At 71.5% G+C, this 13,559-nt stretch carries 14 protein-coding genes and 2 pseudogenes; 13 read left to right on the top strand and 3 right to left on the bottom strand.

Going from position 1 to position 13,559, the window contains the following annotated elements; translation table 11 throughout:
- Positions 1-32: 32 nt before the first annotated feature.
- The 3 genes and pseudogenes from EFK10_RS29095 to EFK10_RS29085 all read right to left on the bottom strand — a co-directional run.
- Positions 33-1,070 (bottom strand): maleylacetate reductase, encoded by a 1,038-nt coding sequence (locus EFK10_RS29095; protein WP_127358631.1) that lies wholly within the window; start codon positions 1,068-1,070, stop codon positions 33-35.
- Entirely contained in the window at positions 1,067-1,933 is an 867-nt protein-coding gene (locus EFK10_RS29090) for a dioxygenase family protein (protein WP_127358630.1), read from the bottom strand. Before EFK10_RS29090 ends, EFK10_RS29095 begins: the two co-directional genes overlap by 4 nt.
- A gap of 13 nt (positions 1,934-1,946) precedes the next feature.
- Positions 1,947-2,399: pseudogene (locus tag EFK10_RS29085) on the bottom strand (aromatic-ring hydroxylase C-terminal domain-containing protein); the annotation flags it as partial.
- A gap of 101 nt (positions 2,400-2,500) precedes the next feature.
- Here EFK10_RS29085 and EFK10_RS29080 point away from each other — a divergent pair.
- The 13 genes and pseudogenes from EFK10_RS29080 to EFK10_RS29015 form a co-directional block, all read left to right on the top strand.
- Complete coding sequence (locus EFK10_RS29080; RefSeq protein WP_127358629.1) at positions 2,501-2,794, top strand: hypothetical protein; 294 nt, start codon at positions 2,501-2,503, stop codon at positions 2,792-2,794.
- Between the two features lie 55 nt (positions 2,795-2,849).
- Positions 2,850-3,611 carry a pirin family protein gene (locus tag EFK10_RS29075; protein ID WP_127358628.1) on the top strand — a complete coding sequence of 254 codons (762 nt, stop codon included), beginning with the start codon at positions 2,850-2,852 and terminating at the stop codon, positions 3,609-3,611.
- Between the two features lie 257 nt (positions 3,612-3,868).
- On the top strand, positions 3,869-4,711 hold the full coding sequence (locus EFK10_RS52310; protein WP_265737572.1) for an NUDIX domain-containing protein: 843 nt from the start codon (positions 3,869-3,871) through the stop codon (positions 4,709-4,711).
- A 24-nt stretch (positions 4,712-4,735) separates the two neighbouring features.
- Positions 4,736-5,272, top strand: a complete 537-nt coding sequence (locus tag EFK10_RS29060; RefSeq protein ID WP_127358627.1) for an O-acetyl-ADP-ribose deacetylase — start codon at positions 4,736-4,738, stop codon at positions 5,270-5,272.
- Positions 5,273-5,375: 103 nt separating this feature from the next.
- Positions 5,376-5,744, top strand: coding sequence for a four-helix bundle copper-binding protein (locus EFK10_RS29055; RefSeq protein ID WP_127358626.1), 369 nt, complete (start codon positions 5,376-5,378; stop codon positions 5,742-5,744).
- A gap of 158 nt (positions 5,745-5,902) precedes the next feature.
- Positions 5,903-6,025: pseudogene (locus EFK10_RS53495) on the top strand (hypothetical protein); the annotation flags it as partial.
- 50 nt (positions 6,026-6,075) lie between these two features.
- On the top strand, positions 6,076-6,228 hold the full coding sequence (locus EFK10_RS51025; protein WP_240677535.1) for a DoxX family protein: 153 nt from the start codon (positions 6,076-6,078) through the stop codon (positions 6,226-6,228).
- A 98-nt stretch (positions 6,229-6,326) separates the two neighbouring features.
- Positions 6,327-7,364 (top strand): permease, encoded by a 1,038-nt coding sequence (locus tag EFK10_RS29045; RefSeq protein WP_407647169.1) that lies wholly within the window; start codon positions 6,327-6,329, stop codon positions 7,362-7,364.
- Positions 7,361-8,101, top strand: coding sequence for a TIGR03943 family putative permease subunit (locus EFK10_RS29040; RefSeq protein ID WP_127358625.1), 741 nt, complete (start codon positions 7,361-7,363; stop codon positions 8,099-8,101). The genes EFK10_RS29045 and EFK10_RS29040 overlap by 4 nt, the downstream gene beginning before the upstream one ends.
- 86 nt (positions 8,102-8,187) lie before the next feature.
- A complete protein-coding gene (locus EFK10_RS29035; RefSeq protein ID WP_127358624.1) occupies positions 8,188-9,741 on the top strand; it encodes an MFS transporter in 1,554 nt (517 codons plus the stop codon).
- Between the two features lie 75 nt (positions 9,742-9,816).
- Positions 9,817-10,422, top strand: a complete 606-nt coding sequence (locus tag EFK10_RS29030) for an ArsR/SmtB family transcription factor (protein WP_127358623.1) — start codon at positions 9,817-9,819, stop codon at positions 10,420-10,422.
- A gap of 891 nt (positions 10,423-11,313) precedes the next feature.
- Entirely contained in the window at positions 11,314-11,946 is a 633-nt protein-coding gene (locus EFK10_RS29020) for a GNAT family N-acetyltransferase (RefSeq protein ID WP_127358622.1), read from the top strand.
- A gap of 153 nt (positions 11,947-12,099) precedes the next feature.
- Positions 12,100-13,559: DUF2264 domain-containing protein (locus tag EFK10_RS29015; RefSeq protein WP_127358658.1), on the top strand; the 1,460-nt coding region annotated here is incomplete at its 3' end.

The following is a 13,559-nucleotide window of genomic DNA, read 5'->3' as shown; positions in this document are numbered from 1 at the left end:
GCCGTCCGCGCCCGTGCGGGTTTCAAGCCCGGTCACACAGCAGGCGGGGGCGGGGCACCCTCGTACGCTGCCGTGAGGATGGTCCGCAGGTCGTCCGGCGAAGCCTCGCGCGGGTTGGCGTACGGCGTCGCGGCGGCGAGGTCGACCGCGCGCTCGATGCCGTCGCGAGGCAGGCCCAGCGCGGCGAGGGAACGGGGGGCGCCGAGACGGCCGGCGAGGTCGTAGAGGCCGAGGGCCGGGTCGGGGGTGCCGAGGGCGCGGCGGAGGGCGGCCACTGCGGCGGGGGCGGCGGGGGAGTTGAAGGCGAGGACGTAGGGCAGGACGACGGTGTGGGTGTCGGCGTGGGGGAGATTGAAGGTGCCGCCCAGCACGTGGCAGAGCTTGTGGTGGAGGCCCATGGTGGTCGCGCCGAGGCAGGCGCCGCAGAGCCAGGCGCCGTAGAGGGCCTGGCTGCGGGCGTCGGCGACGACGGGCAACGCGGCGGCGAGGGAACGTATGCCTTCCTCGGCCATGAGGGAGACGACCGGGGAGGCGTCGGGGGCGTAGAGGGCCTCGACGGCGTGGGCGATGGCGTTCATGCCGCTGGTGCCGGAGAGGGCGGGCGGCATGGTGAGGGTGAGTTCGGGGTCGTAGACGACGCTGCGCGGCAGGACGGCGCGGGCGCGGCCGGTGCGCTTGACGCCGTTCTCCGTGAGACCCCAGACCGGGGTCATCTCGGAGCCCGCGTAGGTCGAGGGCACCGCGATGAGGGGCAGGCCGGCGCGCAGGGCCAGGGCCGAGCCGCCGCCGACCGCGACGCAGCCGTCGGCGTCGAGCTTGCGGGCCACGTCGACCGCTTCGTCGGCGACCTCGACGGGGACGTGCATGACGGCGCCGGGGTGCAGGCCCACGCAGGTGTCGCCGAGCGAGTCGGCCACGGCCTGGGCGACGTCGCGGCCCCGGGAGCCCGAGAGCACCAGCACCCGGCGCATTCCGAGGCGTTCGGCCTCCCCGGCGACGGCGGAGGTCGCGGCGCCGGGCCGGAAAACCACCCGCATGGGCAGCGCCTCGTAGACGAATTCGGTGCTCATGAGGACTGCAGGACGATGTCGAAGTTCGCGAGCCGGAAGGGGTTCGCCACCCCGTACGCGGCTGCTTGCACAGGGTCGTCTACCACGGAGAACTCCTCGACGAGACTCTTCTTCACCGCGAACACCGCGTCCGACTCCAGATAGGGGCTGCCCGCCACGAAAATGTGCGTGGTGACCGGCGCATGACCCTCCGCTCCGGCGATGAAATGGATGTGCGCCGGGCGGTACGGATGCCGTTCGCCGGCCGCCAGCAGGTCGCCCACCGGTCCGTCCGTCGGGATCGGGTAGTACGACGGGACGATCGTCCGGAAGAGGAAGGCGCCCTCGGCGTCGGTCGTGAACAGCCCCCGGCCGTTGCCGAGGGGCTGCAGGTCCGGCTGCTGGACGTCGTAGAAGCCGTCCTCGTTGCACTGCCACACGTCAACGAGCGCCCGCGGCAGCGGCGTGCCGTCGACCGACACGACACGCCCGGTGACCACGCAGGGCTCGCCGGTGTCGAGGAGGTCGATGGAGTCGCCCAGCTCGCGCGGCGGGGAGTCGACGACGTGGAAGGGTCCGAGCACCGTGGAGTCGGTGGCGGCGGCCGCCTTCCGGTCGTTGATGGCCTCCACCAGCATCGACACGCCCAGCACGTCGGAGAGGAGAATGAACTCCTGCCGGGTGGCGTCGCACTTCTGCCCGGTGGCGGTGAGGAAGGCGATGGCCTGTTCCCACTCCTGGGTCGTCGGCTCGATGTCCCGTACGAAAGCGTGCAGATGACGGGTCAGACTGCCCAGGATCTCGCGCAGCCGCGGGTCCGGGGTCTTCGAGAAGCTCTCCACGACCGCGGCGGTCGCGGTGTCCTCGGTGAAGTCGGTGGCCATCGTCGTTACCTCGTCACTTCTCGTCTCGGTCCCGTCCCAGGATGCGCTTCAGCGCATCCGACAGCAGCCTTGCCGCGTCATCCGGCGTCGCGCTCTCGTGCCGGAAGGCGATGTGCAGGTCCGGGCGGACCAGCAGCACGCCGCCGTCGCCGGTCTCGCGCAGCCGCGCCCAGTCGCCGTACGGATCGTCGTACTCGCGCCCGGGACCGATCACGGCGGTGGCGATGTCCAGGCCCAGCTCTTCGCCGATGCTTCGGGCGGCCTCGGTCCAGGCGTCGCCGCCGATGCCGGTGATCACGGTGAAGCGGCCCCTGCCGGCCAGGTCCAGGGTCGACAGATTCCGCGTCCCGGCGGACAGCCAGGCGTGCGGGAGCTTGGCGCCGGGGCGGGTGGAGGGCTGGTGGTACAGCTCCGGGTCGCGGTCGAAGCCGGGGCCGGGCGTGCCGTCGGGGACGATCGCGGTGGAGGGGCTCCTGACGGATAATTGAAAGAGCAACCAGAATCGATCTTGGATGATCACGCGTCGGCTGTGGTGTCTCAATACGAGACACGGTTGGGACGGACCCGGTGAAGGTAATCGAAGAGCTGCTCCTTGACGCCTACCTGGGAGAGGACCCGGAGCACCGTCCCGTGGTCGTGACGGACGGCCGCACCCGGCTCGTCAGTGCCGAAGCCGCGCGAACGGTCTCCGACGACGCCCTCGCCCTCCTGGAACGGCACGCCGCCGGCCTGGTCCACGACGACGCCCCGGGCGACCCCGGCGCCGACCGGCTCGGCGCCCGGACGCCGGCCAGGGCCGCACAGGCGCTGGGCATCGCCCGTGCCACGGTCTACCGGAAGCTGCGGAGCTACGGAATATAGTTCGGGATTCAACATGTTACGTTGGCGTACGGAACCCTCACAGGCAAGGAGAGCCATGAACACCCAGCTGGACATCCGCCGGGCGGACGACCGCTTCCACACCCGCGCCGGCTGGCTCGACTCCCACCACTGCTTCTCCTTCAGCCAGCACTACGACCCCGCCAACACCCACTTCGGGCTGCTCCTCGTCTCCAACGACGACGTCGTCGCGCCCGGCACCGGCTTCGACACCCACCCGCACCGCGACATGGAGATCGTCACCTGGGTTCTCGACGGCGGACTCGTCCACCAGGACTCCGAGGGCCACAACGGCGTCATCTATCCCGGTCTCGCCCAGCGCATGAGCGCCGGCAAGGGCATCCTCCACAGCGAGAAGAACGACTCCTGGACGCTCACCGGCGAGCCGGAGCACCGGGAGCCCGTGCACTTCGTGCAGATGTGGGTCTTCCCCGACGAGCAGGGCATCAAGCCCGGCTACGAACAGCTCGACATCAACGACCAGCTCGCGAGCGGCGGTTGGGTCACCGTGGCCTCCGGTATGCCCAAGCACGCCGACGACCGCGCCATCTCCATCCGGCAGAAGCACGCCGCTCTGCAGGCCGCCCGCATGGGTGCGAACGAGACCCTCGCCATTCCGACGGCACCCTTCGTCCACGTCTATGTCGCCAAGGGTGAGGCCGCCCTCGAAGGCGTCGGCCTCCTCGGCGCCGGCGACGCGGTCCGCGTCACGGCCGCCGACGGTCAGCGCGTCACCTCGGGCGCGGCGGGTGCGGAAGTCCTGCTGTGGGAGATGGACGCCACCGTCAAGTTCGGCTGAGCCCGCGGACTCACCTGCACCCTCCTCGTCGGCATCCTCGGCACCGCCGACGCCCCCAGCGGCCGTACCGGCCTGCTCTACGGCGGCGGGTTCAAGCTCCCCGGCCAGCAGGCCGTCGGCGCCTTGCCGTCCTGGCCTACTCCTTCGTCGTCACCGCCCAGGCCGCCGAACCCGCCATGGCGTAGCGCCGGGGCATGCCACCGCGCGCCCCGGAAACCCCTGGCAGCGGCCCGGGTGCAACCGTTAGCGTCCGCAGGATGTCCTTAACTCACTCCGGAGTGATCCTCTTCCACGACGGGCGGCTCGCCGTCCAGGACGACTACACCCTCCCCGGCGGCCCCGTACCGCCCGGCGGTGCCCCCGCGACAGCGGCGGTTGAGGCGGCCCGCACCGCCCTCGGCTGCGAGGTCAAGGTCGAGCCCGAACCGAACCTGGAGGTGCGTGCCGTCACCGGCACGCACCTCTACTTCCGTGCCACGGCCGAAGACGCCGGCCGGGCCCGCCTGCTCACCCGCGAGGAGGCCGTGCACCTGCCGCTCACGCCCTGGAGCGCGAGCGAGGCGACCCTGCGCTCCTGGACGGGCGAGCCGTGGTGGCGCGGCCGGCTGGTGGTGGACGAGCCCTATGGACGGCCGCCGAAGCGGTCGCGGGCCGGCGCGGTGGTGATCAGGGACGGCCGGATGCTGCTGATCAAGTACTGGGACGGCCCTGAGGACGTCTACGAGGTCCCCGGCGGCGGCATCGAGCCGGGGGAGACCCCGCAGGACGCCGTGCTGCGCGAGCTGACCGAGGAGACCGGGCTGACCGGCACCATCCTCCGGGAGATCGCCCAGGTCGACCGGAACATCCGGGGCGGCTCCCACCCCGGCCACTACTTCCTGGTGGAGGCCCACGGCGAGACCGGCCCCCGGTCCTCGCTCGACCTCGGTGCGGAGGAGGCCGGACTGGTCTGGGTCCCGGTCGCGGAGCTGCCCGGCCTGCCGATCTGGCCGAAGCGCCTCGCCTGGCGCATCGCGCACTGGTACCGGCACGGCTGGCCGCAGACGCCCGCGGTCCTCTGCGACTCGCTCTGGGACCTGTCCCTGCCCTGCGACTGGTAGCGCCGGAGTGGCAGGATCGCGGGCATGGCACACATCACGCTGGTCCGCGGCGACATCACCGAGCAGGCCGTCGACGCCGTCGTGAACGCCGCCAACTCCTCCCTCCTCGGAGGAGGCGGCGTCGACGGCGCCATCCACCGCCGCGGCGGACCGCAGATCCTCGCCGAATGCCGCAGGCTCCGCGACTCCCGCTACGGACGCGGCCTGCCGACCGGCCGGGCCGTGGCCACCACCGCCGGCCGGCTGCCGGCCCGCTGGGTGATCCACACGGTTGGCCCTGTCTGGTCCCGCGAGGAGGACCGCTCCGCCCTGCTGGCCTCCTGCTACCGCGAGTCCCTGCGCGTCGCCGACGAGTTGGGGGCCCGTACGGTCGCCTTCCCCGCCATCTCCACCGGCATCTACGGCTGGCCGCTGGACGACGGAGCCGCCATCGCCCTGCGTACGGTGCGGGAGGTGACGCAGGCAGCGGCGGGGGAGGGAAGCCAGGTCGACGAGGTGCGGTTCGTGCTGTTCGACCAGACGGCCTACGAGGTCTTCGAGGCGGAGCTCGACCGGGCGTGAAGTGGACCGGAAGGGTCTGAGCGATGGCGCGCGGCGTCGGTCGGGCGTAGTACGGAAGCGTAGGAGCGGCCGTGGCGGTCGTTCCCGTCCCCGAGGAGGCACCATGACCCAGTCCGCGGCGAAGATGACCCCGATGAGCAAGGACATGCAGGCGTGCGTCGAGGCCTGCATGGCGTGCCACACCATGTGCGAGGAGACGATGAGCTCCTGCCTGTCCATGGGCGGTGGCCAGGACAGCATGCAAATCATGCGCGCGCTCATGGACTGCACCGAGATGACTCGCATGTGCGCCGACATGATGATGCGCAGGTCGCCGCTGGCGGCCGAGATGTGCGCGATGTGCGCGCGGGCATGTGACATGTGCGCCGAGGCGTGTATGTCCATGCCCGGTGATCCCCAGATGAAGCGCTGCGCCGACGCCTGTCGACGCTGCGCCGAGATGTGCCGCGCGATGGCCGGCGCCGCCGCCTGACCGCAGGCCTCAGCGTGACGGAGCGCCGCCGCCCCCCTGCCCGGGCCCGGCGGCGCTCTCTCACGGTGTCAGGCCGCGCAGCTCGAACCAGTCGAAGTCGGCGCTCGCCCGCCGGTCGTTGATCCTGCGCGCCCAGCCCGGCGTTCACCGCCACCGCCATCGTCTCCGCCCTGCTCGCCGCGTTCCTGCTGCTCTCGGCCACCGGCAAACTCCGCAAGAACCCCGCCCAGTTCAAGGTCATGCGAACCGTTGGCTTCCCCCTCGACAAACTCTGGCTCCTGGCCACCGCCGAGGCCGCCGGCGCCGTCGGCCTCCTCATCGGCCTGTTCTGGTGGCCGCTCGGTGTCGCGCCGCCATCGGCGTCATCCTCTACTTCATCGGCGCGGTCGGCTCCCACCTGCGCGTCCGCGATCCCGCGACGAACGCGGCGATCCCTCTCGTCCTCGCCATCGCCGCGCTCACGCTCCGTCTGGCGACCACCTGATCGCCCGCCCCCAGCCGGCCCCACCGCACAGGCGCCGGACCTCTGCATGTCGCTGCGGTGTGCCCGCTAGCCTGTGGGGCCTGATGGACGTACGGGAAATGAGCGACGTGGCAGAGGACGAACTCCCCGCGGCTCGGCGTGAGATGGCCGGAGGCGTGGGGACGGCCGTGCGGGGGGTGGTGCTGGCCGGGGTCGGGCTGGTGTGCCTGGCCGTCATCGGCACCGTGGTGATGGTGCTGGGGCCGGAGGCGGTGCTGTGGGCGGACGGCGGGGCGGTCCGGGCCTGGCGGACGGTGTTCACGGCGATCGTGGTGCAGGGGGTGCCCTTCCTGCTGCTGGGGACGCTGGTGTCTGCGGCGATCGCGACTTTCGTACCGGCGTCGGTGTTCGCCAAGGCGCTGCCGCGCAATCAGGCGCTGGCGGTGCCGGTGGCGGGCCTGGCCGGGGTGGTGCTGCCGGGGTGTGAGTGCGCGTCGGTGCCGGTGGCGGGGAGTCTGATGCGGCGGGGGGTGGCCCCGGCGGCGGCGCTGGCGTTTTTGTTGTCGGCGCCGGCGATCAACCCGGTGGTGCTGGTGGCGACGGGAATCGCGTTCCCCAAGAGTCCGGAGATGGTGCTGGCCCGGCTGGTGGCTTCGCTCGCCACGTCGGTCGCGATGGGCTGGCTGTGGGTGCGGGCGGGGCGCGAGGAGTGGCTGCGGCTGCCGAAGGGGCCGACCGGGCACACGGCCGGCGCCAGGCGGGGCGAGGAGTTCCGGCAGAGCCTGCAGCACGACTTCCTGCATGCAGGGGGCTTCCTGGTGCTGGGGGCCGCGGGTGCCGCGACCTTCAACGTCACCGTCCCGCACTCCGTGCTGCGGCTCTTCACCGACGCGCCCTGGCTGGCGGTCCCCGCCCTGGCACTGCTGGCCGTGATCCTCGCCGTGTGCTCGGAGGCCGACGCCTTCGTGGCCGCCTCGCTGACCGGCTTCTCGCCGACCGCGCGGCTGGCCTTCATGGTGGTCGGGCCGATGGTGGACCTGAAACTGATCGCATTGCAGTCGGGCACCTTCGGGCGCGCCTTCGCGATGCGGTTCTCCACGGCGACGTGGTTCATGGCGTTGGCGTGCAGCTCGCTCGTGGGGTGGTGGTTGCTGTGAGGCGCAATCTGCAGGTCCTTCTGCTGCTGCTGGCAGGCGCCGGCATGCTGCACATCTCGCTGTTCACCGAGGTGTATCTGCGTTATGTCCAGCCCGGGCTGCGGATCCCGCTCATCGCCTCCGGCGTGGTGCTGGTGGTGCTCGGCATCATCGGCGCCGCCCGCGACGGCTTCCCCTTCAGCCGGCCCGAGCCCGAGCACGAACACCACGGCGAGTCCGAGGCCCACGGCCACGACCACTCCAAGGGCCCGCGCGTCGCCTGGCTGCTCTACGTCCCCGCCCTGACCCTGCTGTTCTTCGCGCCGCCCGCCCTCGGCTCGTACACCGCCTCCCGCGACGACAACACCCAAGCCCGCAGCAGCACAGCAGGCGCCGGCGGCTTCCCGGCCCTCAAGAGCGGCGGCACCGTCGACCTGTCCCTCAGCGAGTTCACCTCCCGCGCGATCTGGGACACCGGCCAGTCCATGAAGGGCCGTACGGTCCGGCTCACCGGCTTCGTCACCCCCGGCAGCGGCGGCACCTGGTACCTCAGCCGCCTGGTCGTCACCTGCTGCGCGGCCGACGCACAAGTGCTCAAGGTCGAGATGCACGGCGCCACGGCCCCGCCCGCCGACGCGTGGGTCACCGCGACCGGCCGGTGGCGGCCCACCGGAAAGGTCGGCACCGACGCGGCCCGCGCCGCGCTGGACGCGTCGGACGTCACACGCATCGCCGAGCCCAAGGACCCATACGGGTGAGAAATTGCGATCAGGGGAGCGGGGTTCTAGCGTTGGGCAAGTGAACGCCACCGTTCACTGGAGCCGGCAACAGGCAGAGGGTCGCCATGACGACCTCGACGCAGAAGACAACAGAACGCACGGGACGTAATGGCGCCGCACTCGCCGTCATCGCCTCCTGTCAGCTGATGGTGGTGCTCGACATCACCATCGTGAACATCGCGCTGCCGCACATCCAGACCGCACTGAATTTCTCCACCACCGGCCTGTCCTGGGTACTCAACGCCTACACACTGACTTTCGGCGGCCTGCTCCTCCTCGGAGGCCGCGCCGGCGACATCCTGGGCCGCAGGCGGGTCTTCATCTTCGGCGTCCTGCTCTTCGCCCTGGCGTCACTGATCGGCGGCTTCGCCCAGAATTCCGGCGAACTCCTCGCTGCCCGCGCCCTGCAGGGCGTTGGCGGTGCCATCGCGTCCCCCACCGCGCTCGCGCTGATCACCACGACCTTCACCGAAGGCCCGGCCCGCAACCGCGCGTTCGGGGTCTTCTCCGCCGTGTCGGCCGGCGGTGGCGCGATCGGGCTGCTGGCGGGCGGGATCCTCGTCGAATGGCTCAACTGGCGCTGGGTCTTCTTCGTCAATGCGCCGATCGCCATCATCATCGCCCTCGCCGCGCCCCGCGCCATCAAGGAGTCCGCCCGCCACCCGGGCCGCTTCGACATCGCCGGAGCATTCACCTCGACACTCGGCATGGCCTCGCTCGTCTACGGATTCATCCGCGCCGCCCAGGAGGGCTGGCGTAATCCGCTGACCATCGGCGCATTCGCGATGGCCGTGGTGCTGCTCGCCGCCTTCATCGCGATTGAAAGGCGTACGAGTCGGCCGATCACGCCGATGCACATGTTCGCCGACCGCAACCGGGCGGGAACGTACGGAATCATGCTGAGCTTCGCCGCCGCGATCTTCGGCATGTTCTTCTTCCTCACACTCTTCGTGCAGGACGTTCTGCATTTCAGCCCGCTCGAAGCGGGGCTGGCATTTCTCCCCGTGAGCGCGGTCATCGTGGTGGGCGCCGGGATCTCCTCCCGGCAGTTGCCCAGGTTCGGCCCGAAGCCGCTCATGGTCTGCGGTGCGCTGAGCGCCGCGGGCGGTCTGATCTGGCTGACGTTCACCAACATCAACAGCACGTACGCGGGCAGCATCCTCGGCCCGATGCTGCTGTTCGGCCTCGGCATGGGCCTGCAGTACGTGGCGCTGACGCTGACGGCCGTCTCCGGCGTCGCCCCGCACGAGGCCGGCGCGGCGTCCGGGCTGCTCAACGCCACCCAGCAGGTCGGCGGTTCGCTCGGGCTGTCCATCCTGGTCACGGTCTTCGGCACGGCCAGCCGGAATGAGGCCATGCATCAGCTGCCCTCCTTCCTGGCCCAGGCGACGCCGGGCCAGCGGCTGGTGTTCCAGCGCACCAGACAGCTCCCTCCGCCATGGGGCGACCAGGTGCTCACCAGCGGGATCACCACGGCGTTCCTGGTCGCCGCGGCCTTCACGATCGTGGCGGCGCTGATCGCGCTCGTCGTGATCCAGGTCCGGCCCTCCGACCTGGAGCGCCTGCAGGGCGCCGCCGAGACGGCGGTCGCTCCGGCGGCCGTGGAACCCGGCGACTGACGCCTTCCTCCTCTGCCCAGCTCCGACAGTTTGGACTTCCTTGACAAAAAAAGTTGTCGGTGGCACGGTGGTCCCATGCTTGATGTGACAGTGATCGACGACCCGGCTGCCGCCGAGGCGAGCCTGGACCCGATACGGGCCCGCCTGCTGGCCGCCCTGGCCCAGCCGGGGTCCGCCAGCACGCTGGCCGCGACGTCCGGCCTGTCCCGTCAGAAGGCGAACTACCACCTCAAGGCCCTGGAGCGGCACGGCCTGGTCGAACTCGTCGAGGAACGCCGCAAGGGCAACTGCACCGAGCGCGTCCTGCGGGCGACCGCCGCCTCGTACGTCATCTCCCCGGCCGCCCTGCCCCAGGTCGCGCCCGATCCCTCCCGCTCCCCGGACCAGCTGTCCGCGCGCTGGCTGCTGTCACTCGCCGCCCGCCTGGTCCAGGAGGTCGGCCAGTTGATCGTCGGCGCGACTGCCGCCAAGCGGAAGCTCGCGACGTACGCCATCGACAGCGAGGTCCGCTTCGCCTCCGCCGCGGACCGTGCCGCGTTCGCGGCGGACCTGACCGACGCCGTCAGCGGCCTGGTCGCCAAGTACCACGACGGGAGCGCGGAGAGCGGCCGCAAGCACCGTCTTGTTGTCGCGCTGCACCCCAGTCTCAAGAGTCCCAAGACGAACAACGAGGAGTCCTAGCCATGCCCAAGGAATTCGAGATCAGCCGCGAAGGTGAAGTCCCCACCACTCCGCAGGAGTACTGGGACGCGATCACCACCGGCACCGGCGGCTGGCTCTGGCCCATGGAGTTCGAGCCGCGCGTCGGCGGCGACGCCGCCTTCGGCGGCAAGGTGACCGTCTGGGACCCGCCGAACCACTTCGTCACCCGCGTCGCGGGCGAGGGCGGCTTCTTCAACCAGCTGGAGCACGTCATCGAGGGCCGCGACGGCGGCACCACGTGGTTCCGCTACGTCCACAGCGGGATCTTCACCGACGACTGGGACAACCAGTACGACGGCGCCAGCAAGCACACCGACTTCTACCTGCACACCCTCGGCCAATACCTCACCCACTTCAGCCGGCGCCCGGTCACGTACGTCTCCACGGACGCGCCCGCGGCTTCGGCCGCCCCTGACGGCTTTTCCACGCTCCGCCGTGAGCTCGGCATCGGCGACGGCACGTCCCAGGACGACACGCTGCGCGTCGCCCTCCCCGGCACCGAGCCGCAGGACGCAGTGGTGGACTACCTCAACCCCGACTTCGTCGGCCTGCGCACGGAGGACGCCTGTACCGCTTCTTCGGCCGCAACGCCTTCGGGGCCCCCGTCGGGGTCGCGCTCCACCTCTTCCGGGACGACGTCGACGCCGAAAAGACCCTGCACGCCTGGCAGTCCTGGCTCGACGGCCTGTACGCGTAGCGGCTGCCGCCTGCGCCGGGTTCGCGTTCTGTTCGTGGCTGGGTCGGGGCCGCCGCGCTACCTCCCCGGCGGCGCCCCGCCCCAAAGACGAAGCGAACGCGCCCCGGCGCAGGCGGCACCGCCCGTATGCACATGGCTTGTGGGAGCGGTCCCGCGGGACTCACGCTGGACCCATGACCAAACGAGCCGTCATTCGCCCGTACGCCCCCAGGGACCGGGCCGCGCTGTACGACATCTGTGTACGTACCGGGGAGCTGGGGGGCGACGCGCGGCACCTGTACCCGGAGGATCCGGAGCTGTTGCCGGACATCTTCGCGGGGCCGTACGCCGAGCTGGAGCCGGAGTTGGCGTTCGTGGCCGCCGATGAGGCCGGCCGGGCGGTGGGGTACATCGTGGGGACCGCGGACACGGCGGGGTTCGCGAAGCGGTTCCGGGAGGAGTGGCTGCCGAACGTGGAGGACCGGTACGCCGCGGTGGTGGGGGTGCCGCGGACGCCGGCGGAGGGGATGATCGGGCTGTTGCGGAACCCGGAGCGGATGATCGTGCCGGAGTTGGCTGGGTATCCGGCGCATCTGCACATTGATCTGTTGCCGGAGTATCAGCGGGCGGGGCTCGGGCGCGAGTTGATGCGGGTGCTTCTGGCGGCGCTCGCGGCGAAGGGTGTCGGGGCGGTCCACCTCGGGATGGCGACGGCGAACACCGCGGCTCGCGCGTTCTATGACCGGGTCGGGTTCCATGAGATCGCGGTGGCCGATGCGGGGCCGCTGACCTATCTGGGGCGGGAGACGGAACCCGGCCTGGGGTGAGCTGTTTCGAAACCTTGCCGACGGACTCTAGAAAGCGCTTGCTCCCTGAGGGTATGGTCCCCGCGGACCGATCATCCGCGCGACGACACCCACGTCACCCAGCACGCACCTCATCCCGGGAAAGGCCGTACGGCAATCGTGAACCCCTTCCCCATGCCGCCCGACGACCGGGCGCTCAGCCCCCGCACCGGCTGGACCCGCGCCCACTGGGAGGCCGTCGCCGACGGGCTGCTGGCCGCCGTCGAACCGCATGCGACGCCCGGACGGGCCCTGTACCACCTGCCCGGCGGCCGCCACAGCTCGTCGGGTGCCCGGTCGGACGGGCTGGAGGGGTACGCCCGCACCTTCCTGCTCGCCGCCTTCCGGGTGGCGGGAGCGGGAGGTGACGACCCGTCAGGGTTGATGCAGCGGTACGCGGACGGGCTCGCCGCAGGGACCGTCAACCCCGGGGGCGACGCACCCGAGGACTGGCCGGTGATCGCCGACCGCAGCCAGCCGCTGGTCGAGGCGGCCTCGATCGCGCTGTGCCTGCGGCTGACGAGGCCCTGGCTCTGGGACCGGCTCGACGACTCCGTACGCGAACGGGCCACCGCCTGGCTCCGACCGGCCGTCACCGCCGAGGCCCCACCCTGCAACTGGGAACTGTTCCCGGTCACCGTCGCCGGGTTCCTCGGCGACCGCGTGACCGTGACCAAGGGCTTGGACGGCATCGAACGCTGGTACCAGGGCGACGGCTGGTACACCGACGGCGACGGCCCCGCCTACGACTACTACAACGGCTGGGCCATGCACCTCTACCCGAATCTGGAGGCCTGGCTCTCCGCCGACCCCGACCGCCTCGCCCTCTACGGCGAGCGGCTGCGGCTCCATCTCGCCGACTACGCCCGCCTCTTCGGCGCCGACGGCGCCCCCGTCCACCAGGGCCGATCGCTCACCTACCGCATGGCCGCCGTGGCGCCCCTCTGGCTGGGCGCCCTCACCGGCCACACCCCGCTCAGCCCCGGCACCACCCGGCGCCTCGCCTCCGGCGCGCTTCGCTACTTCCTCGACCGGGGCGCCGCCGGGCCCGACGGGCTGCTGTCGCTGGGCTGGCACGGCCCGTACGAAGGCGTGCTGCAGCGCTATTCGGGCCCGGCGTCGCCCTACTGGGCCAGCAAGGGCTTCGTCGGCCTGCTGCTCCCGCCGGAGCACGAGGTGTGGACGGCGGTGGAGGAGCCCGGCCCCGCCGAGGTCGCCGACGCGGTTACCGCCGTGCGGGCCCCGAACTGGCTGATCCAGTGCACTGTCGCCGACGGGATCGTACGGCTGCACAACCACGGCTCCAGCGACCCCCGTTACGACCCGCACTACACGCGGCTTGCCTACTCCACCGCCACCGGTCCCGGGCCGGCCGACAACCGCTTCGGGCTGCCCGACACCGACCGCACCGACCTGCGGCCGCTCGGCGCCGGCGACGGCTGGGCCGCCTCCAGCTCCCGGGCGGGCGACGCCGACGTGGTGAGCCTGGTCGTGGCGCGCGGGGCCGTGGAGGTGCGCGTCCACCTGGTGACCGGCGCCCGGCCGGGCACGGCCGTACGGCAGACCGGCTGGGCGGCGCGGCCGGGGCTGCGCTC

The organism is Streptomyces soli (assembly GCF_003999195.1).
In the GTDB taxonomy this organism is placed as follows: Bacteria; Actinomycetota; Actinomycetes; order Streptomycetales; family Streptomycetaceae; genus Actinacidiphila; species Actinacidiphila soli.
The sequence above is the reverse complement of the archived record's forward strand: the minus strand, read 5'-3'. Positions and strand labels throughout refer to the sequence as shown.